Origin of the sequence: Geomonas subterranea (assembly GCF_019063845.1) — a bacterium.
GTDB lineage: Bacteria > Desulfobacterota > Desulfuromonadia > Geobacterales > Geobacteraceae > Geomonas > Geomonas subterranea.
The window spans coordinates 4,788,174-4,810,000 of sequence record NZ_CP077683.1; the positions used below are offsets into that span (position 1 = coordinate 4,788,174).

Annotated in this window: 19 protein-coding genes; 17 read left to right on the top strand and 2 right to left on the bottom strand. The window is 61.9% G+C overall.

Annotated elements, in window-relative coordinates:
- Positions 1-285 precede the first annotated feature (285 nt).
- Entirely contained in the window at positions 286-1,575 is a 1,290-nt protein-coding gene (gene eno / locus KP001_RS20995) for a phosphopyruvate hydratase (protein ID WP_217287428.1), read from the bottom strand.
- A gap of 250 nt (positions 1,576-1,825) precedes the next feature.
- On the opposite strand from eno, the gene KP001_RS21000 reads away from it, so the two are divergent.
- The 15 genes from KP001_RS21000 (at position 1,826) to ftsH (ending at position 18,367) form a co-directional block, all read left to right on the top strand.
- Positions 1,826-4,201, top strand: coding sequence for an HD family phosphohydrolase (locus KP001_RS21000; protein WP_217289670.1), 2,376 nt, complete (start codon positions 1,826-1,828; stop codon positions 4,199-4,201).
- Positions 4,134-4,553, top strand: coding sequence for an rRNA maturation RNase YbeY (gene ybeY / locus KP001_RS21005; RefSeq protein ID WP_217287429.1), 420 nt, complete (start codon positions 4,134-4,136; stop codon positions 4,551-4,553). Before KP001_RS21000 ends, ybeY begins: the two co-directional genes overlap by 68 nt.
- Positions 4,554-4,571: 18 nt before the next feature.
- On the top strand, positions 4,572-5,291 hold the full coding sequence (locus KP001_RS21010; protein ID WP_217287430.1) for a diacylglycerol kinase: 720 nt from the start codon (positions 4,572-4,574) through the stop codon (positions 5,289-5,291).
- Positions 5,292-5,321: 30 nt separating this feature from the next.
- Positions 5,322-6,179: a hemolysin family protein gene (locus KP001_RS21015; RefSeq protein ID WP_217287431.1), complete on the top strand. Its 858-nt coding sequence runs from the start codon at positions 5,322-5,324 to the stop codon at positions 6,177-6,179.
- A complete protein-coding gene (gene lnt, locus KP001_RS21020) occupies positions 6,176-7,714 on the top strand; it encodes an apolipoprotein N-acyltransferase (RefSeq protein ID WP_217287432.1) in 1,539 nt (512 codons plus the stop codon). The genes KP001_RS21015 and lnt overlap by 4 nt, the downstream gene beginning before the upstream one ends.
- 59 nt (positions 7,715-7,773) lie before the next feature.
- Positions 7,774-8,890 (top strand): peptide chain release factor 2 gene (gene prfB, locus KP001_RS21025; protein ID WP_217287433.1). Its coding sequence is split into 2 segments (ribosomal slippage): positions 7,774-7,842 and positions 7,844-8,890, totalling 1,116 coding nucleotides; the frame shifts between segments, so codons are not numbered across the junction.
- A gap of 234 nt (positions 8,891-9,124) precedes the next feature.
- On the top strand, positions 9,125-9,940 hold the full coding sequence (locus KP001_RS21030) for an NlpC/P60 family protein (RefSeq protein WP_217287434.1): 816 nt from the start codon (positions 9,125-9,127) through the stop codon (positions 9,938-9,940).
- Between the two features lie 199 nt (positions 9,941-10,139).
- Positions 10,140-11,381 carry a DUF1015 domain-containing protein gene (locus KP001_RS21035; protein WP_217287435.1) on the top strand — a complete coding sequence of 414 codons (1,242 nt, stop codon included), beginning with the start codon at positions 10,140-10,142 and terminating at the stop codon, positions 11,379-11,381.
- A gap of 30 nt (positions 11,382-11,411) precedes the next feature.
- Entirely contained in the window at positions 11,412-11,882 is a 471-nt protein-coding gene (locus tag KP001_RS21040; RefSeq protein WP_217287436.1) for an FKBP-type peptidyl-prolyl cis-trans isomerase, read from the top strand.
- Positions 11,883-11,972: 90 nt separating this feature from the next.
- Positions 11,973-12,905, top strand: a complete 933-nt coding sequence (locus tag KP001_RS21045) for a DUF4140 domain-containing protein (RefSeq protein WP_217287437.1) — start codon at positions 11,973-11,975, stop codon at positions 12,903-12,905.
- Positions 12,906-12,993: 88 nt separating this feature from the next.
- Entirely contained in the window at positions 12,994-14,277 is a 1,284-nt protein-coding gene (locus KP001_RS21050; protein ID WP_217287438.1) for a class II fructose-bisphosphate aldolase, read from the top strand.
- A gap of 78 nt (positions 14,278-14,355) precedes the next feature.
- Positions 14,356-14,730: a PilZ domain-containing protein gene (locus KP001_RS21055; RefSeq protein WP_217287439.1), complete on the top strand. Its 375-nt coding sequence runs from the start codon at positions 14,356-14,358 to the stop codon at positions 14,728-14,730.
- Positions 14,723-15,520 (top strand): HD domain-containing protein, encoded by a 798-nt coding sequence (locus KP001_RS21060; RefSeq protein WP_217287440.1) that lies wholly within the window; start codon positions 14,723-14,725, stop codon positions 15,518-15,520. The genes KP001_RS21055 and KP001_RS21060 overlap by 8 nt, the downstream gene beginning before the upstream one ends.
- Before the next feature lie 23 nt (positions 15,521-15,543).
- The gene (gene cas6 / locus KP001_RS21065) at positions 15,544-16,416 is read left to right on the top strand and encodes a CRISPR system precrRNA processing endoribonuclease RAMP protein Cas6 (protein ID WP_217287441.1); all 873 of its coding nucleotides are present in this window, start codon (positions 15,544-15,546) and stop codon (positions 16,414-16,416) included.
- A gap of 100 nt (positions 16,417-16,516) precedes the next feature.
- Positions 16,517-18,367 (top strand): ATP-dependent zinc metalloprotease FtsH, encoded by a 1,851-nt coding sequence (gene ftsH / locus KP001_RS21070; protein WP_217287442.1) that lies wholly within the window; start codon positions 16,517-16,519, stop codon positions 18,365-18,367.
- 82 nt (positions 18,368-18,449) lie between these two features.
- On the opposite strand, the gene KP001_RS21075 is transcribed toward ftsH, so the two are convergent.
- Positions 18,450-18,611 carry a hypothetical protein gene (locus tag KP001_RS21075; protein WP_183348458.1) on the bottom strand — a complete coding sequence of 54 codons (162 nt, stop codon included), beginning with the start codon at positions 18,609-18,611 and terminating at the stop codon, positions 18,450-18,452.
- A gap of 138 nt (positions 18,612-18,749) precedes the next feature.
- Between KP001_RS21075 and malQ the strand changes: the two genes are divergently transcribed.
- Positions 18,750-20,237, top strand: a complete 1,488-nt coding sequence (gene malQ, locus KP001_RS21080; protein ID WP_217287443.1) for a 4-alpha-glucanotransferase — start codon at positions 18,750-18,752, stop codon at positions 20,235-20,237.
- A gap of 113 nt (positions 20,238-20,350) precedes the next feature.
- Entirely contained in the window at positions 20,351-21,634 is a 1,284-nt protein-coding gene (locus KP001_RS21085) for an O-acetylhomoserine aminocarboxypropyltransferase/cysteine synthase family protein (protein ID WP_217287444.1), read from the top strand.
- Positions 21,635-21,827: the final 193 nt, after the last annotated feature.

Sequence of the window (21,827 nt, forward strand, 5' to 3'; positions counted from 1 at the left end):
CCACGCGCCGCAGGTGGTCTTGTGCCGTTATCTGGTAGGTTAACATGGGTCGGAGTATACCTTCATGAGGAAGAAGGCGCAAGGGAATCCGCCGGCAAGTACCGGCCCCCTCCGGGAGAGGGTGACCGAAGGCCGGGTGAGGGATCTCGCAACGGCCATGAATGTCATTTCTTTGCGCTACCCTCACCCCTGCCCCTCTCCCAAAGGGCGAGGGGAATGACAAAAAAGGGCGCACCCGGTTAAGGTGCGCCCCTGGTACATGAGCGGGCGAATGCTTATTTGCCCCTACTTTTTCACGTTGTAGAAGACTTCGTGCCCCCTGAACAGCGCCACTTCGTCCAGCTCGTCCTCGATCCTCAGGAGCTGGTTGTACTTCGCGACGCGGTCGGTGCGGCAGAGCGAACCGGTCTTGATCTGGCCGGCGTTGACCGCCACGGCGAGGTCGGCGAGGGTTACGTCCTCGGTCTCGCCGGAGCGGTGCGAGATGACGCAGGTGTAACCCGCGCGCTTGGCCATCTCGATGGCGTCGAGGGTCTCGGTCAGGGTGCCGATCTGGTTCAGCTTGATCAGGATGGAGTTGGCGATCCCCTTCTTGATCCCTTCCTTGAGGATGGAGGGGTTGGTCACGAACAGGTCGTCGCCCACGATCTGGATACGCTTGCCCAGACGGTCGGTGAGCTTCTTCCAGCCATCCCAGTCGTTCTCGGCCATGCCGTCCTCGATGGAGATGATCGGGTACTTGTTGACCAGGTTCTCATAGAAGTCGACCATCTGGTCGGCGGTCTTCTTCGAATCGGCCTCGTTCTCCAGGGTGTAGACCCCGTTCTCGAACAGTTCGGAGGAAGCGACGTCGAGCGCGAGGAGCACTTCCTCGCCCGGCTTGTAGCCCGCCTTCACGATCGCCTCCATGATCACCTCGAGGGCCTCCTCGTTGGATTTCAGGTTCGGAGCGAAGCCACCCTCGTCGCCGACGGCGGTGTTGTACCCCTTGGCCTTGAGGACCGATTTCAGCGCGTGGAAGATCTCGGCGCCCATCCTGAGGGCCTCCTTGAAGCTCTTGGCGCCGGCCGGCATGATCATGAATTCCTGGATGTCGACGTTGTTGTCGGCGTGGGCGCCGCCGTTGATGATGTTCATCATGGGCAGCGGCAGCTCCTTCGCGTTGGAACCCCCGATGTACTGGTACAGCGGCAGGCCCACCTCGTCGGCCGCGGCCTTGGCCACGGCGAGGGAGACGCCGAGGATGGCGTTGGCGCCCAGGCGGCTCTTGAAGTCGGTGCCGTCGAGCTCCAGCATCTTCTTGTCGATGCCGACCTGGTCGGTGGCGTCCATGCCGGTGATCTCGTCGGCGATGATGTCGTTCACGTTGGCGACGGCCTTCTCGACGCCCTTGCCGAGATAGCGCCCCTTGTCGCCGTCACGCAGTTCCAGCGCCTCGCGCTCGCCGGTCGATGCGCCGGAGGGAACCGCGGCTCTACCCATAGCACCGGAATCCAGGAACACTTCGACCTCAAGTGTCGGATTCCCCCTGGAATCAAGTATTTCTCTGGCGTAAACGTCGGTTATCTGGCTCATCTCTACCCCCCTGGATTGAAATTTTAATTATGAACGGGCAGCACCGCCCGTCTTAATGGAGCCTTCGTTATATAACATATCTGCCCCCAAAGGGAAGCAGGTTTTGTAAATTTTTGCTAACATGGCGAAGCGACAGCGGTTCCCAACGTATTTGGTTTAGATTGACAGTAATGAAATAAACGGGATATATTGTCCCCTTGCTGCTATTCTCGCAGTCTCTGTCCTTACGACACGGGAACCATTGAAGATAATGCCCACCGAAAGCGGCGACAAACAGACAATTCAGAAGAGTTCGCTGATCAGGCTCTGCGACAGCTGGATGGAAGCGGTTGCGCAGGGGTTCACCTGCGACCGCCATGAGAAGCGCAGCCGCTTCATCATACTCTTCCTCACCGCGTTATTCCTCACCCTGCTCATCATCCCGAGCCCGCAGTTCCTCTCGGTGCACTACCGCGAGGGGGACATCGCCACCTCCGACATCCGCGCGTCGCAGGACTACCTGATCGAGGATCTGCTGCTGACCGAGAAGAAGCGGGCCGAGGCGGAGGGGGCGGCGCCGTTCGTCTACACCCTCGCCTCTAACGGCAACATCGAACTGGTGCGCCGCTTCGACGACGCGCTTGACGTGGTGGACGATGCCAGCCTGCACGGAGAGGCCAAGCGCAAGGCGATCGTCGCCGTCCTCGGGGTCGACATCTCCGCCCAGGAGTTCGCCGCCCTTACCCGCGTGAAACAGCAGCGGGCCTTCCTCTCCGACCTGGGGCGGCAGCTGGCCCCCCTGTACCGGCAGCGCATCGTCGCCGATCGCGGCCACTTCGCCGCGGACCTGCGCCACGGCATCGTGGTGGTGGACGAGGCCACCAGGCAGGACGTCGCCGCAGGTGACTACAGCGCCAGTATCGATCTCCCCACCGCCCGTCGCATCTTCTCGCGGACCAGCCTCACCCAGGGAGGGGCACCCCACGACCTGGAGCTCCTCAAGGGGGTGGCGCTGCGCATGATCACCCCCAACCTCTCGTTCGACCGTAACGGTACCGACGCGAAGAAGAGTGAAGCGCGCGCCGCGGTGCGCCCGGTGCTCTTCAAGATGAAGCGGGGCGAGATGATCGTCCGCGTGGGTGAGCGCGTCAGTTCCGAGCAGGCGATGAAACTGGAGAGGATGTTCACCGCCAGGAACAGCACCCCTGTCCTGACCGGCCTCGGGATCTTCGGCCTGATCCTTGTGCTCTGCTACGCCCCGTACCGGTTCGGCCGCAAGAACATCAGGAAGTTCAACCCGACCAACAAGGACATCCTGCTGCTGTCCCTCCTGACGGTGGCCAACTTCGCCGTACTAAAGCTGGTATCGACCGTCTCCACCGCCATGGGGGGGCTCTTCCCTTCCATCGATACGGCGAGTTACTTCTACCTCTTCCCGTTCGCGGCCTCCGCCATCATCGTGCGGATCATCCTGAACTCCGAGGTCGCCCTGGTCTACTGCGCCATCACGGCGCCGCTCACCGGGATCATGCTGAACAACTCGCTCCAGGTGGTGGTCTATGCCCTCTTGGGTGGCATCGTCGGCGCCCACGGCGTGCGCCAGTGCAAGGAGCGCGGCACCATTTACAGCGCGGGTTTCAAGGTGAGCGCGGTGAACATGGCGCTGGCCGTCTGCTTCCACGTCTACAACGACAGCCCGCTCTCCCTGCAGCCGCTCTACTGCATCATATTCGCCTTCCTGGGCGGCCTCATCAACGCGGTCTACGTTTCCGGCACCATCCCGCTCATCGAGGCGCTCTTCCAGTACACGACCGACGTCAAGCTCCTGGAGCTCGCCAACCTCAACTCGCCGCTTTTGCGCGAACTGATGATACGCGCTCCCGGCACCTACCATCACAGCGTCCTCGTGGGGAACATGGTCGAGGCGGGGGCCGAGGCGATCAACGCCAACCCGCTTCTCGCCCGCGTCGCCGCTTACTACCACGACGTCGGGAAGCTGAAGAAGCCGCAGTACTTCATCGAGAACATCCGTGACGGCGAGAACCGCCACGACAAGCTCTCCCCCAGCATGAGCGCGCTGATCCTGATCTCGCACATGAAAGACGGGGTCGAGCTCGCCAAGGAACACCGCATCGGGCAGTCGATCATCGAGATCATCCGGCAGTCCCATGGCACCTCGCTGATCAACTACTTCTACCTGAAGGCGAAGGGGCTGGAGACGCCGGGCACCCCGCCGGTAGAGGAGCGTGACTTCCGCTACCCCGGGCCCAAGCCGCAGACCCGCGAGGCGGGGCTCGTGCTCCTGGCCGACTGCGTGGAGGCCGCCTCGCGCACCCTCACCGACCCCACGCCGGCGCGGATACAGGGGCTGGTGCAGAAGATCATCAACAACATCTTCATCGACGGCCAGCTGGACGAGTGCGAGCTGACCCTCAAGAACCTGCACGAGATAGCCAAGAGCTTCAACCAGATACTGGCGGGGATCTATCACCAGCGCATCGATTACCCCGAGCCCGCCTACAAGGAGAAGACGATTGCCAAGAAGCCAGAGGATATCGATAGCGAACCGCCAAAGGCGGATGCCGGTCGCGAAGACGCAGCTGCGAAAGGTGGCGCAGAGGATCTTAGACGCCTTGGGATGTCCTGAGGCGGAACTCTCGGTCAGCATCGTCGGGGACCGGGCCATCCGGGTCCTGAACCGGGAGTACCTCGGGCGCGACAAGGCGACCAACGTGATTTCCTTCGCCATGCAGGAGGGTGAGTTCGGCGCCATCAACCCTGACGTTCTCGGCGACGTGGTCATCTCCGTCGACACCGCGGCGCGCGAGGCCGAGGAGTCAGGTCAGACCTTCCTGGAGCGCCTCTATTTCCTGCTTCTGCACGGCATCCTCCACATCACCGGCTACGACCATGAGAGAAGCGGCGAGGCCGAGGCCGCCCGCATGGAGGCCAAGGAGCGGGAGATCTTTTCCCTGCTGGTCGAGGAAGGGCTTGTCTAGCCGGGGCAGGGGCTTGACATGAAGCCGACCCGCTTCATCGACTCCGTGAACTGCGCCATAGAGGGGATCCTCCACACCACGCGCACGCAAAAGCACATGCGCTACCACTTCCTGGCCGCGCTCGCCGTGCTGTTCGCCGCGCTGCTCTTGCGGGTCTCCTCGGTCGAGTTCATGCTGCTGGCGCTTGCCATCAGCTTCGTCCTCTTCGCCGAACTCCTCAACACCGCCATAGAGGTGGTGGTGGACATGATTTCGCCGGGGTACCACCCGATGGCGAAACTCGCCAAGGATGTGGCGGCGGGCGCCGTGCTGGTCGCCGCCTTCGGCACCGCCATCATGGGGTACCTCGTGCTCTCCAAGTACGTCCTCCCCTGGCAGAGGCTGGGGCTGGAGATGCTGGGGACCGAGTCGGAACTGGGAATGGTGGTCTCGGCAGTCCTGGTGCTGATCGTGGTGGTGATCCTCAAGGCGCGCGGGGGGACGGGAAAGCCGCTCGAAGGGGGCGGCGCCAGCGGCCACTCGGCGGTCGCCTTCTCCATCGCCACCTCCGTGGCGCTGCACACCCATGACCCGCTCATCGCGCTTTTCTGCTTCATCCTGGCCACCATGGTGAGCCATTCGCGCCTGCTGCTCAGGATCCACCGCCCCCGGGAGGTCGTGGTCGGGGCGGTAGTGGGGGTGGGAATCACCCTGGCGGTGCACCTGCTGTTCCGCGCCTTCTGGCAGGGCGGGCTATGAAAGACAACGCGACATTAAGGAGACACATCCTTGGAAGAGGGTAACGGACGCAAGGGCCAGGGACTCATCGAATCCCTGACCCGGCTCTTGTACGGAAAAAAGAAGGTCACCGGGGCGGAGATCCAGGAGATCATGGACGCCGGCGAGGAAGAAGGGGTCATCAACCAGGAGGAGAACGCGATGATCCGTTCCATCCTGACCCTGGGTGACTCCATGGTGCGCGAGATCATGCTGCCGCGCATGGAGATGGCCTGCGTTTCCATCGACAACGAGGTGCGCGAGGTGCTGAAATCGATCATCGCCTCCGGGCACTCGCGGCTCCCGGTCTACGAGGGGACCATCGACAACATCATCGGCCTCATCTACGCCAAGGACCTGCTGAGGTACTGGGGGGAGCCCGACGAGGCCATCGAACTCAGGAAGCTGATCCGCCCCCCCTTCTTCATCCCGGAGACCAAGAATCTAGAGGAACTGCTGCACGACTTCAAGAAGCGGCGGGTCCACATGGCGGTGGTCATCGACGAGTACGGCGGCACGGCGGGACTGGTCACCATCGAGGACCTGCTCGAGGAGATCGTTGGGGACATCCAGGACGAGTACGACCTTGAGACCGAGCGCCTCTCGGTGCAAGGGGACGGCTCCATCGTCGCCGACGGCAGGCTCCCCATCCAGGAGCTGGAAGAGCACTTCGACGTGGAGATCGAGAAGGAGAACTTCGAGACGGTGGGGGGACTCCTGTTTCATATCACCGGCCGGATCCCGGCCGCAGGCGACGTGATCGAGAATGACCCGCTGGTCCTCACCGTCCTGGAGGCGGACGAGAGACGGATCGCCAAGGTGCATATCGCCAGGAAGCAGGAGCAGGCCGGGGAGTCCGAGGAGTCGTGAGCGCGAGAACCGCCATCGCCGGCGAGGCGACCGCGGGGCGCCACCTGCTGGCACTGCTGTCGGGCGTTTTGCTGGCACTCTCGTTTCCGCTGCCGGGGATATCCGTCCTGGCCTGGATCGCCTTCGTGCCGCTCTTTCTGGCCGCCGACCGCGTTTCGCCGCAGCTCGGTTTCCGGCTCGGCTTCACGGCCGGGTGCGTCGCCTATGCCGGAATTCTCTACTGGCTCAACGTGGTGATGATGAACTACGGGAAGCTGCACTGGACGGTGAGCGTTACGCTCTATCTCGTCCTGGTCGGCTACCTCGCGCTTTATCCGGGCGTCGTGCTCTGGCTGGTGCGGCGCTGCGAAGAGAGCCGGATACCGCTGCTTTGTTCGTTTCCCCTTTTGTGGGTGAGCGGGGAGGCGATCCGCTCCTACGTCCTGACCGGCTTTCCCTGGGCGAGCCTCGGGTATTCACAGTACCGCACCCTCCCTCTTATCCAGATCAGCGACCTGACCGGGGTGTACGGTGTGAGCTTCCTGATCGCCCTCGCCAACGTCGTGTTCTACCGGATCTGGGTTTCGACGCGCCACCGCAAGCCCTACCCGGTGCGGGCACTTTTGCTCCTGGTGCTGCTCATGGCCGCCACCATGGTCTACGGCGTCTCCGCCCTGACCCGCAGCGAGAGGGGGGAGGCGCGCCGGGTGTTGCTGGTGCAGGGGAACATCCCCCAGGACGTGAAGTGGGACCCGGCCTTCCAGGACGCGACGCTTAAGACCTACGAGCGGCTGACCCGTGAAGGGTGCCAGGAGCCGGGGACCCTGGTGGTCTGGCCCGAGAGCGCCCTGCCGTTTTTCCTGCAGCGCGAGCCGGCCTATGCGGCACGGGTGAGTGCGCTGGCCGCCGAGCTGAAGAGCCCGCTCGTCGTGGGAAGCCCCGCTTACCAGGAGGAAGGGGGGAGGGTGCGCTACCTGAACAGCGCGTACCTGATCTCCGAGCAGGGGGGCGTCGTCGGGAGAAGCGACAAACTGCACCTGGTTCCCTTCGGCGAGTACGTGCCGCTGGCGCCGCTGCTCCCCTTCGTGAACAAGCTGGTCGCCGGGATCGGGGACTTCTCCCCGGGGAAGGAAGCGGTGGTGCTGCCGGCCTCCACGGGGAAACTCGGGGTCCTGGTCTGCTTCGAGGGGATCTTCCCGGAAGTGGCCAGCGCCTATGTCCAAAAGGGAGCCCAGGTGCTGGTGAACATCACCAACGACGCCTGGTTCGGGCGGAGTTCCGCCCCCTACCAGCACCTCTCCATGACCGTGTTCCGGGCCGTGGAGAACAGGGTCCCCCTGGTGCGCGCCGCCAATACCGGGATCTCCTCGGTGATAGACAGCAAGGGGCACATCCGCGGCATGACCCCGCTGTTCGAGGAGGCGACCCTGAAAGGGGAGATCCGCCCCGGCACCGGGCGGACCTTCTACAACCGCTTCGGCGACCTCTTCGCCCTGATCTGCCTCTCCGGCAGCATCGGCATGGGGATCGCCTGCTATCGCGGGCGCCGTAACTGATTTTTTCGCCACTAACGATGATCGCCGTTGCAGGCGATGCGACCATAAGGAGTCTCCAGATGTTCAGAGAAGAAATAGCCAAGATAGAGGACCTTGCCGGGCGAATCCACAAACTCCGGGGGTCTCTTTGACGTAGATGACAAGAAGGAGCGGATGCACGAGCTCGAGGAGCTGACCTCCCGCGCCGATTTCTGGAACGACGCCGAAAAGGCCCAGAAGGTGCTCAAGGACAGGATGGCGATGGAGAAGGACGTCACCACCTGGGAGAGCCTCGATCGCCAGGCCCGCGACATCCAGGAGCTGATCGAACTGGGGAGCGAGGAGCAGGACGAGGCGACCCTGGCCGAGGTTCACGCCATGAACGAGCAGCTGGAGAACGGGGTGAGTCAGGCGGAGTTCCGCAGGATGCTCTCCGGTCCCCACGACGCCTCCGGCGCCTTCGTTTCCATCAACTCCGGAGCCGGCGGCACCGAGTCCCAGGACTGGGCCGAGATGCTCTTGCGCATGTACCTCCGCTACTGCGAGAAGAAAGGGTGGAAGACCGAGATCACCGACTACCAGGAGGGTGACGGCGCCGGGATCAAGGGGGTGACCTTCGCGGTCACCGGCGAGTTCGCCTACGGCTACCTGAAGGCCGAGGCGGGGATCCACCGGCTGGTGCGCATCTCCCCCTTTGACAGCAGCGCCCGGCGTCACACCTCGTTCGCCTCCGTGTTCATCTTCCCGGTCATCGAGGAGGACGACATCGAGATCAAGATACCGGAGAGCGATTTGAGGATCGACACCTACCGCTCCTCGGGGGCCGGCGGCCAGCACGTCAACACCACCGATTCGGCCATCAGGATCACCCATCTTCCCACCGGCACCGTGGTGGCCTGCCAGAGCGAGCGCAGCCAGCACATGAACAAGGCCACGGCGATGAAGGTGCTCCGCTCCAAGCTCTACGAGATGGAGCTTCGGGAGCGCGAGGCGAAGGCGGCCGATATCGCCGGCGAGAAGAAGGAGATCGGCTGGGGAAGCCAGATCCGCTCCTACGTCCTGCATCCTTACAAGATGGTCAAGGACCTGCGCACCGGCGTCGAAAGCGGCAACCCCGACAACGTCCTGGACGGCGCCCTCGACGACTTCGTGGTTCCGTACCTCATGGGAGTGCGTCGGGAAACCAAGGACATCTAGGAGGCTCCGACTCCTCCTTTCACGAGGGAGGCTGTCCCCCTCCCCAGCCCTCCCCCTCCGGGGGCGGGAGTAACGAGCGGTTCTCTCCCCCTCCCTTGACGGGAGGGGCAGGGGGGTGGGTGAACTTGCCATTAGCACTGATGTGGCACCTACCCCCACCCCCTACCCCCCTCCCGCAAGGGGCGGGGGACGCTTTTCCCACCCCTTGCGGGGTGCATGAAACAAGGATAGACAATGCACAAAGCAGCAAGACTGTTGATTATATATCTCCTTCTCCTCGCGCCCGCCGCCACCGGCTGCGCCGCGCAGCGCGCCGGGCTTTCCAGCGTGGGCTTCGCCATCCAGGTGGGCGCCTTCTCGGACGTGAAAAACGCGGAGCGGCTGACCAGGAAGCTCCAGGAGCAGGGGATAGAGGCCTTCTACTTCAAGCGGGAGAACGGCATCTACGCCGTCCGCTTCGGGGATTTCCCCCGCCGGGAGGAGGCCCGCAAGGTGGCCCAGAAGCTGGTGAAGGAGCATACCATCGGCTCCTACTTCATCGCGCCGCCGCAGCCCGACCGCACCGTCCTGGTACGGGAGACCGTGATCGAGAAGACACCCGCTCCCTCCATCACCAAACCGGCCAAGCCCGTGCCTCCGGGCAAGAAGAAAGAGGAGCCGGTTAAGCGCGACCGCGGTGACATGGGCAACATCGCCGCCCGCACGGCCGAGCGCTTCGTCGGCATCCCGTACCGTTGGGGCGGGGACACCGTGGTCGACGGCATGGACTGCAGCGGTTTCGTGCGCGCGGTCTACAACCTGTGCGGCATCAACATCCCGCGCACCTCGCGCGAGCAGTACCGGGTGGGGGATGCCGTCGGGCGCGAGGAACTAAAAGACGGTGACCTGGTCTTCTTCGGCGCCTCCGCCGACGAGATCAACCACGTCGGCATCTTCGTCGGCAACGGCCGTTTCGTCCATGCCCCGCGCCGCGGCGACGACATCAAGGTGAGCTCCATGGACGACACGTATTTCCAGAAGCGGTTTGTCGGAGCAAAGCGCTATTTTTAACGCCCGCGCCCCTGGCGCCGATAAGGTTCAGGCGAAACAGGAAGCTGGAACCCGGAGCCAGTGACGTCAAACGCAGATCGGAGACGGGACCGCGGGAGAGTTACAGAGCGCAGAACGTAGAACCTAGAACCTAGAACTTGATTTTTAGACGTTGAACCCTTGACGTTGAACGTTGAACCAAATGGAGACAGGAGCAGTTATGGCATTTATCAAACCGTTCAAGGCGGTACGCCCCAAAAAGGAGCTGGCCGAGAAGGTCGCCGCTCTTCCCTATGACGTGATGAACACGGATGAGGCCATCCAGATGGCCGCCGGCAACCCGGTGAGTTTCCTGCATATCTCCCGTCCCGAGATCGATTTACCCAGGGACGTCGATGTGCATTCGGACCCGGTGTACGTCAAGGGGCGCGAGAACCTGGAGCGATTCCTGGCGGAGGGGACCCTGCAGCAGGACGAGAGTGAGCGCTACTACGTGTACCGCCAGAAGATGGGAAGCATCACCCAGACCGGCCTCGTGGTCTGCGCCGGCGTGGACGACTACCAGACCGGCACCATCAAGAAGCACGAGCTGACCAGGGCCGACAAGGAAGAGGACCGCGTCAGGCACATCGACGCGCTCAACGCGAACGACGAGCCGGTCTTCTATACCTACCGAAACGACCCGGCCCTCACCGCGACCATCGACAAGGTCACCCAGGCCGACCCCATCTACGACTTCACCACCGACGACGGCGTATCCCATGCCCTGTGGGACATCGCGGACCCGAAGCTGATCGACTCGCTCACCAAAAGCTTCGCCGCCATTCCGACCCTCTACGTAGCCGACGGACATCACCGCAGCGCCGCCGCCAGCCGGGTGCGCGACCTGAGAAGGGACGCCAACCCTGAGCACACCGGTACCGAGGAGTACAACTACTTCCTCACCGTGATCTTCCCGGACAACGAGATGACCATCATGCCCTACAACAGGGTGGTCAAGGACTTAAACGGCCGCGGCGTCGCCGAGTTCATGGCCCGCGTGGGCGAGCGCTTCGAGGTGACCCCGGTTTCCAGCGCGCTCAGCCCGGGTGAGCGTCACCATTTCGGCATGTACCTGGGGGGCAAATGGTACGAACTCACCCCCCGCGAAGATTCCTTCCCTGAGAACGACCCGGTCGCGTCCATGGACGTCTCCATCCTGCAGGACAACCTGCTCAGCCCGGTCCTCGGAGTGCGCAACCCGCGCACCGACCAGCGCATCCACTTCGTGGGTGGTATCCGCGGCGTCGAGGAACTGGAGCGGGTGGTCAATTCCGGCGAGTACATGGTCGCCTTCTCGCTGTTCCCGACGTCGATCGAGGAACTGATGTCGCTGGCCGACGAGGACAAGATCATGCCGCCCAAGTCGACCTGGTTCGAGCCCAAACTTAGAAGTGGCCTCTTCATCCATATGCTGGATTAAAAATCATCGAAACCTGACGGAGGAAAGTTGATGCGCAACGTAGAGAAGTTCCTCGTGCTGCTGCTGCTCATGGCGGCGGTGGCCATTCCCGCCTGCTCCCAGAAGGATCCCGCCAAGCAGCCGGCGACCGAGAAAACCGCAGCCAAGGCCGCAGCTGGTGCGGTGACCACCCCATCCGGCCTTTCCTATACCGACCTCGTGGTCGGGACCGGTGCGTCCCCGACTTCCGGCAAGGGAGTCAAGGTGCACTACACCGGGACCCTGGAAAACGGCACCAAGTTCGACAGCTCGCTCGATCGCGGCCAGCCCTTCATCTTCAGGATCGGGGCCGGCGAAGTGATCCCCGGCTGGGACGAGGGGGTAATGTCCATGAAGGTCGGTGGGAAGAGGAAGCTGGTCGTTCCGCCGCAGTTGGGCTACGGCGCCAACGGCGCTGCCGGTGTGATCCCCCCCAACGCGACCCTTATCTTCGAGGTTGAGCTCCTCGACGTGGAGAAGTAATCATACCGGCTGCTTGCAATGGCACCGGGGCACTGTAAAGTTTTCCTTTGCGCTTTTTGAGCCCCTACTGCCGCCGTTGCGAGGTGCCCCATGCGCCTGTTGCTGTTTGCCCTTTTTCTGCTCCCGGTGCTGGCCTGTAAGCAGGCCAGCGCCGGGCAAAAGAGCGTCACCCTGTTTCAGGACGGGGCGCGGGTGGAGCAGGAACTCCCCGCCTCCGGCGGCTATCTTGAGCTCCCGTTGCCGGACGGCTTTACACCGGGATCGCTCCGGGTGAAGGCGCCGGGGGGGACCGTGCTGAGAGTAGAGCTGGTTCCGGCTGAGCAGGACCGGCGCCGTTCCGGTGAACTGGCGCGCCTCAGGGAACGCCGGGGCGAGTTGCAGGACCGCATGGCGGCCCTGACGCGGCGCGAGGAGATCTTCTCAGCCGCCGCCAAGTCGCAAAGCGGCAAGGCGCCCAGGAAGACCAAGGCCAATCCCGACCCGGTGGTGACGCTGCAGCAGGGAACCGAGTTCGCACTGAACCAGATGGAGGCGGTTTACCGCAGCAAGCGCAAATGCCGGCTCGCCCTCGATGCCGTTGAGCGCGAGTTGACTGCCGCCTCCAAGGGGGTGGCATCGGCGCGCATCTGGGTCACCGGCGGCAAGGCGCGCGTCTCCTACGTGGTAGGTAACGTGAGCTGGTCCCCAAGTTACGACCTCCGCTTCTCCGGGGATGGGGTCTCCGAGCTGCTGCTGCATGCGAAACTGCCGCAGCGTGAGAAAGGTGTGCAGTACCAGGTCGGGCGCGGGACGACCGCAAAGCCGGGAGCGGTAGAGACGGTGCGGGGCGAATTCCCGGTCCTCGCCCGTTACCCGCTCGCCACTGTCGCTGCGGCCGGCACGGATCCTCCGGAACGGTTCGCCTTCGCCCCGGTCGAGGCCGGTCTCCCAGCCGGCGAAGCCGCGCTGTACTGGAAGGGAGAATATCTCGGTAGCGCCCCGTTCTCCGGCGGGGGTAGCACCGGGTTCTCACTGGGGCGCTAGCGAAGGTCCTTGCCTTTGTATGATTAAGATGTTATAAGGAATCGGCTTTTTGCCATGTGATTTTTTATTCCCACCCAAAGGAGGAGATATGACTGCAACATCTTCTGATTTCGTCAAAGCGCTTGAGGTAGGTCGTCCCCCCAACGTAGCGAAACTCTTCCCCAATTCCAAAGCATTGCTGGTCAGCGGCAAGGTCATCGACCGCGCCATGAACGCGAAGGGGCATGCACTGGCGCTGGCCGCCAACGGCCGCAACCACTTCGTCATCCGCGGCGTACTCGCCGCTGCCCAGAAGGCCAACGCCGCCGTCATCATCGAGATCGCCAAGAGCGAAGGGGGGCAGAAGGCATACTGCCCGGTCAACTACTGGAACATGGCCCGCCAGGTGGATGCCGTCGCCAACGAACTCGGCATCACCATCCCCGTCGCCATCCACGCCGACCACTACGGCATCAAGGGGGACGCGGACGTAAAATCGGCCAAGGTCGAAATCCCGAGCATGTTCGATGCCGGCATCACCTCCATCGCCATCGACGCGTCACACCTCCCCGACGAGGAGAACCTCCTCGCCAACATCGAGCTGAACAGCATCATCCCGGCCTGGGCCGGCCTCGAGACCGAGGTGGGCGAGATCAAGGGGAAGGAGGGGCTCTCCACCGTACCCGAGGCGCTCTTTTTGATCCGCGGCCTCAACGCTCACGGCATCTTCCCTGACTGGATCGCTCTCAACAACGGCACCACCCACGGCATCGAGGCTTCCGACGCCGGCATCCAGGTGGAGCTGACCGCGCAGATCCACGAGGCGATCAAGCAGTACGGCGTCAACGGGGCCCAGCACGGCACTTCCGGCAACAGCTACGACAGGCTGCGCGAGATCTCCCGGAAAACCCGCACCACCAAGGCCAACGTGGCTACCGCACTGCAGTTCGTCTCCTGGGGGCTCGAGGTCAACGACTACGGCAACGCCAAACTCGACGAGAGCGGCAACTTCATCAAGGTGAAGGGCGAGGGGATGACCGAGGAACTCTGGGCCGAGATGGTGGCCTTCGCCGAATCCAAAGGATGGAAGAAAGGGGACTACAAGAACCTCAACCTCCCGTTCGAGAACAAGCTCTTGGCCCAGCCCAGGGACGTGCGCGAGCGGATGTGCAAGAGGGTGGAGGATTTCGCCTACAACCTGATCGCGAATGTCTTCAACGCCTCCGACACCGCGCCGCTTGCCATCGACGCCATCCTCAAGGCCGGCTCCTACGACCTCGGCCCGAAAGGGAAGCGCATCGAAAACCCGGCGGAGTGGACCAAGGAGCAGCTTCCCAAGCAGGCCCAGGGCCTATCCAGGGACAAGGGTCCGGAAGGGAACTTCGAAGACTAGCGCCACCAACAAGCTTAAGGGAACACAAGGGGGGCCTCGTGCCCCCTTTGTAGCTGGCTGTCTGGAAGGGGGGACATGATGAACGAACGGCGTAATTTTTCACGGGTCGATTTCAGGGTCTCCGCGCTGTTGCAGGCGGAGGGAGTGGCGGTTAAGGGAGATGTGACGGACGTCAGTCTGCACGGCCTCTACATGGAGACGCAGGAGCGGATTCCGGTCGGCACGCCGGTCGAGGTGACCATCTACCTCTCCGCGGCTCCCGATCCGGTCGTCATCAACGTGAAGGGGACGGTGGCGCGCCTGGTCGAGGGAGGCATCGGCTGCGCCTTCGACAAGATGGACGTAGAGTCCTTCGCCCACCTGCGCAGCATCATCTCCTACCAGGGTGGCGACGAGTCCAAGGTGATGGCTGAGTTCTCGGAGTACGTGGTCAAGAAGATGCACGATGAGTGATGAGGCACTGCCGGACCTGGCGCCGCTGCGCGACTGGTTCACCTCCTACTGCGGCTCCTTCCGGACCCCGGACCTGGAGCAGCAGCGCAACTTCGACCTGAAGGAGGAGCATACCCGCAACGTCTGCCGGGATGCTTCGCTCATCGCGCACGGGATGGGGCCTCGCTTCGAGATGCTGGCCCAAATCGCAGCGTTGTGCCACGACCTCGGCCGCTTCCCGCAATTCAGGGATTACCACACCTTCAAGGACAGCGAATCGCTGAACCACGCCCACCTCTCCGCCCAAGTCATGAAGCAGCATCGCCTGCTCGATTTTCTTCCCGGCGCGGATCGCGCCTGCATCGAGACCGCGGTGCGGATGCACAACGCCTTCCAGGTTCCGCAAGGGCTCCCGGCCGTCACCACCGATCTGCTCAAACTGCTGCGCGACGCCGACAAGCTCGACATCTGGCGCGTATTTATTGAGTACTTCAATGCCCCGGAGGACCAGCGCGCCTCAGGCGCGGGCCTTGGCTTTCCCGATCTCCCCGGCTGTTCCACCGAACCTCTGGCCGCCGTGGCTGCCGGGCAGATGGTGCAGCTCTCCACCCTGAAGAGTCTCAACGATTTCAAGCTGCTGCAGGTCTCGTGGATCTATGACATCAACTTTCCCGCCACCCTGCGGCTGATACGGCAACGGTCGGTTCTGGAACGGTTCGAAGTGATGCTCCCCCGGGACCCGGAGGTTCTCGAGGTCCTGGCGCAGGTGGGGCGGTACCTTGATGACAGGCTGCACCAAACCGGGAACTGATCCCGGAGCAAAAGGAAATACCAGTGGAACTGCATTACGCGAAGCTGTGGTTCAGCTTCACCCTGCGTTACGATCTCGCCGACCCTTACGCCTTCTACGCCACGCGGGCGGAATTCGAGTCCGCCTTCCGCTCGGCCCTCTCCTGCAAAAGGGGGGACTGCACCGGCTGTCGCCGGGGAGTGTGCGCCTTTCCGGAGATCTTCGGCCAGCAGATAGCTGATGATCCGGAAGCGGTCCGGCGCCACCAGAAGCCGCCCCTTCCTTTCATCTTCGATTTTCCCGTGCTCCCTCCACCCCCCAACCGCGGCCGGCTCTGCGAACTCGCCCTCACCCTGGTCGGCAACTCGATGCAGCACCTCCCGGCCTACCTGGCTGCGGTACGGGTCCTGGTGGAGAACAAGGGGGGGGCGCTGACCGGTGTGACCGCCCAATCTCCTGGGGGAGAGCGCGCCGCCTACGCCGGCGAGGGCTCTTTCCCCCTGCCGCTATTGGGTTCCCTTGACCCGTCTATGACGGGGCCGCTGCCGATTGAAACCGTCGCCATACGTCTTTTGACCCCCCTCAAGCTGGTGCAGGAGGGACGTCTGCTCAAGAACTTCACCTTCGCCAACTTCGCCCGCACCCTCATGCGCAGGGTCTCCTCGCTCGCCTACCACTATGAAGGCGCCGAACCCGGCCTCGATTACCGCTGGCTCTCCAGCCACAGCGAATCGGTGCGCACCGTTGGGTCGGACTGCCGCTTCGTGTCTTGGAACGGCCGCCCGGCAGGCATCCTCGGCAGCGCCCGCTTTGCCGGGGATCTCGAACCTTTCCACCTGTTGCTGCAGCTCGGTGCCGCAACCCATCTCGGCAAAGGCGCCTCATTCGGCTTTGGCTGCTACCGGGTGGAAGGTTAGGGAGGACGGCCCGTCATTAATAATTAGAATCTTGTAATGCTCTCCATCTTGGTTAGAATACCGAAGTGTCTTTTTCAGCCAGAGTTGGAGGAGCAAGGTCATGGCGCAGACCTTTTGGAAGCCGTTGCTGATCACCGCCTTGTTTGTTTTGCTGCTCGATCTCTTCTACGGGACGATGGTGAAGCAGACGGCGGAGCGTGGGGCGGAGATAACCTACAGCCGGTTCCGCGCCGAACTTGCCGCCAACAACATAGTGAAACTCACCCTCCGGGGCAAAAACGCCAAGGGGCAGTTCCGCAGCGCAATCAAGGTGCCGGCGGCCTCGGTCGAACAAAAAGGTCAGAACGTCGACGTCACCAACTTCAGCACCACACTGCCATCCATCGAAGATCCAACCTTGTTGCCGGAGTTGAGCGCCCGCAGCGTCGACCTGAACGTCGTTTCCACCGAAGGCTCCACGATGGGGTCCATTTTCGTCTACCTGCTGCCATGGATGATCATCATAGGGGTCTGGCTTTTCGTGATGAGAGGGATGCGCAAGCAGGGACCCAGCGGCATGATGGGAGGCTTCGCGCGCTCCGGTGCCAAGGCCTACACCTCGGAGCGGATAGATGTCACCTTTGCGGACGTGGCCGGCATGGAAGAGGCGAAGCAGGAATTGCGCGAGGTGGTCGAGTACCTGAAAGAGCCGAGGAAGTTTCAGCAGATCGGCGGCAAGGTCCCGAAGGGGGTGTTGCTGGTGGGCCCTCCGGGGACCGGCAAGACCCTCTTGGCCCGGGCGGTGGCGGGCGAGTCCGGGGTTCCGTTTTTCTCCATTTCCGCCTCGGCGTTCATTGAGATGTTCGTCGGCGTCGGCGCAAGCCGGGTCCGCGACCTTTTCGCCAGTGCCCGCAAGATGCTGCCCAGCATCATTTTCATAGACGAGCTGGACGCGGTGGGAAGAAGCCGCGGGGCCGGTTTCGGCGGCGGCCATGATGAGCGGGAGCAGACGCTGAACCAGCTGCTTTCCGAGATGGACGGCTTCGATCCGCATACGGAAGTCGTCGTGATCGCGGCGACGAACCGGCCCGACGTGCTCGATCCGGCCCTGCTGCGCCCCGGCCGCTTCGATCGCAACGTCGTCATCGAGCGCCCTGACTGGCGGGATCGGGAAAAGATCCTCAAGGTGCACACGAGGAGGATTCCCCTGGGGGCGGAAGTGGAGCTGTCCGTCATCGCCAAGGGAACCCCAGGGATGACCGGCGCCGATCTGGAGGGGCTGGTGAACGAGGCCGCCATTTTGGCCGCGCGGGACAACAAGCTCGTGGTGGGATTGGAGGAATTGGAGCGGGCGAAGGACAAAATCCTCATGGGAGGAGAGCGCCGCATGGTGATCTCCGACGAGGAGAAGCGGATCACGGCCTATCACGAGGCCGGCCACGCCCTGGTGGCCAGATTGCTGCCCAGTACCGACCCGGTGCACAAGGTGACCATCCTTCCCAGGGGACGCGCACTGGGCGTGACCCAGCAGTTGCCCGAGGACGATCGTTACCACTATCCGCGAGCCTACCTGGTGAACCGCCTGTGCGTGGCGTTGGGGGGGAGGGTCGCGGAGCGAATAGTCTTCAACGATGTCTCTTCAGGTGCCCAAAGCGATTTGAAGCACGTCACGGAGCTGGCCGAGAAGATGGTCTGCCAGTGGGGGATGAGTGAGAAGATAGGTCCCATGACCTTTTCGCGTGGAGAGGAACATCCCTTTCTTGGGATGAAGCTTGCGGAGGAAAAGACCTTTTCGGAAGAGATGGCGTGGCTGATAGATCAGGAGATAGCCACTTTGATTCGTTCCGCGGAGGGGAAGGCAATGGAGCTGGTAAGCGGCAACCGCACCAAGCTCGATGCTTTGGCCAGTGCGCTTCTGGAAGAAGAGACCCTAAACGGCGAGCGCGTAGACGCCATTCTGGCCGCCGCCTGACCGTTCAGTCGCTACCCATCAGAGAAGTCCAACGTCAGACGGACCAACGAGTCAGAGTAGTCGGCCACTCCTTGGCTGCTTTCTAGTAGATAATGATGTACCCTTTCTTGCTGGCGATCCCGGTTATCTCAAGAGTGTCCTTAATTCTGAAGGTCTCCCCATCCAGGGTGAAAATGTACCCATCCCCATCAGGTACCGCGAGCTCGATCAGCGATTCGAAAGAAGCAGTCTTTATGGTTTCCATGCGGCGCACTATACCATTTGGCGCCCAAACCGTAAAGTCTTTGCATCATTGCATTGCAACTGATTTATGTCATAGTAATGTCTGCTCATTTCCTGGCGCCATCTCTGTGGCGCCTATTTCAATGCAATCGAGGTCTACATGGTGAGAAAGAGAAAGAGTGGGATACTGTTGCATCCCAGCTCTTTGCCTGGCCCGGGAGGGATCGGCTCCTTCGGTGAAGAAGCAAAGAGATTCGTAGATTTCCTGCAAAAGTCCGGACAGTCCCTGTGGCAGATCCTTCCCCTTGGTCCCACCGCCTACGGCAATTCGCCCTATTCCTGTTACTCGGCCTTCGCCGGAAATCCATTGCTGATCAACCTGGAGATACTTCAGGACGAGGGCGACCTGTTGCCGGAAGAGGAGAGGCCTGAGCTTGAATCAGAGCGTGTGGATTTCGGGGCCGTGGAGATATACAAGATGGGCAGGCTCAAGGAAGCCGCTTCCCGTTTCTTCATGGAGACTTCCCAAAAGCGCAAGGAGGAATTTTGGCACTTTTGCGACAGCACTTTCTGGCTGCATGACTATGCGCTTTTTATGGCGCTGAAGGAGCAGTTCAAGGAGGTGAGTTGGAAGGATTGGCCGGATGCCCTGGCGAACAGGGACGCGGAGGCCCTTTCCTCCTGGAGCGAAAAGCTCGGCACGGCCATCGGCGAACAGAAGTACATGCAATGGCAGTTCTCCCGTCAGTGGAAGCAACTGAAAACCTACGCCAACGTCCTTGGCATCTCCATCGTTGGCGACCTTCCCATATTCGTCGCCTACGACTCCGCCGACGTCTGGGCGAACCCGCATCTCTTCCACCTGGACGAGAAAGGCGTCCCCATCGTCGTCGCCGGCGTACCTCCCGACTACTTCAGCAAGACGGGGCAGTTGTGGGGCAACCCGCTTTACAACTGGGACAAGATAGCCGAGCAGGGTTACGGGTGGTGGATAGCCCGGCTGCGCAACGATCTCTCACTCTATGACATGGTCCGCATCGACCACTTCCGGGGCTTCGAGGCCTTTTGGGAGGTGCCGATGTGGGAGAAGACGGCCATAAACGGCCGTTGGGTCAAGGGGCCGGGCGAAGCGCTCTTTCACGCTCTGCGCAACGCTCTCGGGAGCCTGCCGATCATCGCCGAAGACCTTGGTGTCATCACACCCGAAGTGGAATCGCTGAGAGATCAGTTCGGGCTGCCGGGGATGAAAATCCTCCAGTTCGCTTTCGGGTCGGGTCCCGACAACCCGTACCTGCCGCACAACCATGTCCGGTCGTGCGTGGTCTACACGGGAACACACGATAACGACACCACTGCAGGGTGGTTCCATTCCCTCAAGGCGAAAGAGCAGAAGAACGTGCTGTCGTATTTCGACCGGGACGGAAACGACATCGTTTGGCAGATGGTGAAATGTACACTTGCCTCGGTGGCTGATTACGCCATCATCCCCATGCAGGATCTTTTGGAGTTGCCCAGCAGCGGCAGGATGAATATCCCCGGCGTGGCGGGAGGCAACTGGAGCTGGCGCTGCCCGGCCGATGCGTTCTCCGGACGGCTGGCCGCGAAACTCGCACGCGCTACCGAGATTTACGGAAGACTGCCGGACTAAATCGGTAGAGTTTTTAATGGCAAATTTGTTGACACGCTGGCTGCAGTTTTTGTATAGAGGATGCATCGCGTATTCTTTATAAAAAAGCTTCGGAAAAAGGACAGGAGAGAACTATGTCAGAAAAAACGTTAGGTTTTGACACCCTTGCACTTCATGCCGGCCAGACTGTAGATCCGACCACCCTGTCCCGTGCCGTACCCATCTACCAGACCTCCTCCTATGTCTTCAAGAGTTCGGAACACGCAGCCAATCTGTTCGGGCTGAAAGAGTTCGGCAACATCTACACCCGTTTGATGAACCCCACCACCGACGTGCTCGAGAAGAGGGTGGCCGAGCTGGATGGCGGTGTCGCCGCCCTTGCCGTCGCCTCCGGACAGGCCGCCACCACCTATGCGGTTTTGAACATCGCCAGCGCCGGCCAGAACATCATCTCGACAAGCTACCTGTACGGCGGCACCTATAACCTGTTCCACTACACCCTCCCGAAGCTGGGCATCACGGTGAAGTTTGTCGATTCCTCCGACCCGGAGAACATCCGCAAGGCCATCGACGAGAACACCCGCCTGGTGTACAGCGAGGCGATTGGCAATCCCAAGAACAACGTCGACGATTTCGAGGCCATCGCGAAAGTTGCCCATGATGCCGGTATCCCGTACATCGTTGACAACACCGCGGCGACCCCCTTCGTGTTCCAGCCGCTCAAGCACGGCGCCGACATCGTCGTCTATTCCCTGACCAAGTTTCTCGGCGGGCACGGCACCAGCATCGGTGGTTGCGTCGTCGACGGCGGCACCTTCCCCTGGAACAACGGCAAGTTCCCTGAATTCACCGAACCCGATCCGTCCTATCATGGTCTCAAGTTCTGGGATGCCCTGGGCAATATCTCATACATCATCAAGATGAGGGTGGAACTGCTGCGTGATATGGGAGCCTGCATCTCGCCGTTCAACGCCTTCCAGATCCTGCAGGGAATCGAGACCCTGCATGTGAGGATGCAGCGTCACGTGGAGAACGCACAGAAGGTTGCCGAGTGGTTGGAGCAGAACCCGCTGGTAAGCTGGGTGAACTACCCGGGGCTGCCAAGCCACAAGGACCACGCCAACGCCAAAAAGTACCTTAATGGCGCCGGTGCCATCATCGGCTTTGGCATCAAGGGTGGTCTGGAGGCGGGAAGGAAGTTCATCGACAACGTGAAGCTGTTGTCGCACCTGGCCAATATCGGTGACGCCAAAAGTCTGGTAATCCATCCGGCGTCAACTACCCACCAGCAGTTGAGTGCCGCGGAGCAGTTGGAGAGCGGCGTAAGCCCCGACTTCATCAGGCTCTCCGTCGGCATAGAAGACGTGAAGGATATCATAGCCGACATAGAGCAAGCGCTTAACGCCGCGCAAGCCTAGCTAAGCGGCAGTGTACTAAAAGCAGAAGGGCGATGCGCAAGCATCGCCTTTTTGCTTTCAGGTTTTGGCTCTCTGGTGGGTTCCTTGTTGCCATCCTGTCCACCAGTGTCCGCCAAACGCGCTCCTTCAGTCATCACAGAGGGTTCTGGCGCGTTAAGAAAAACAAACAACAAACCCGTTGACGCAGGCAAAG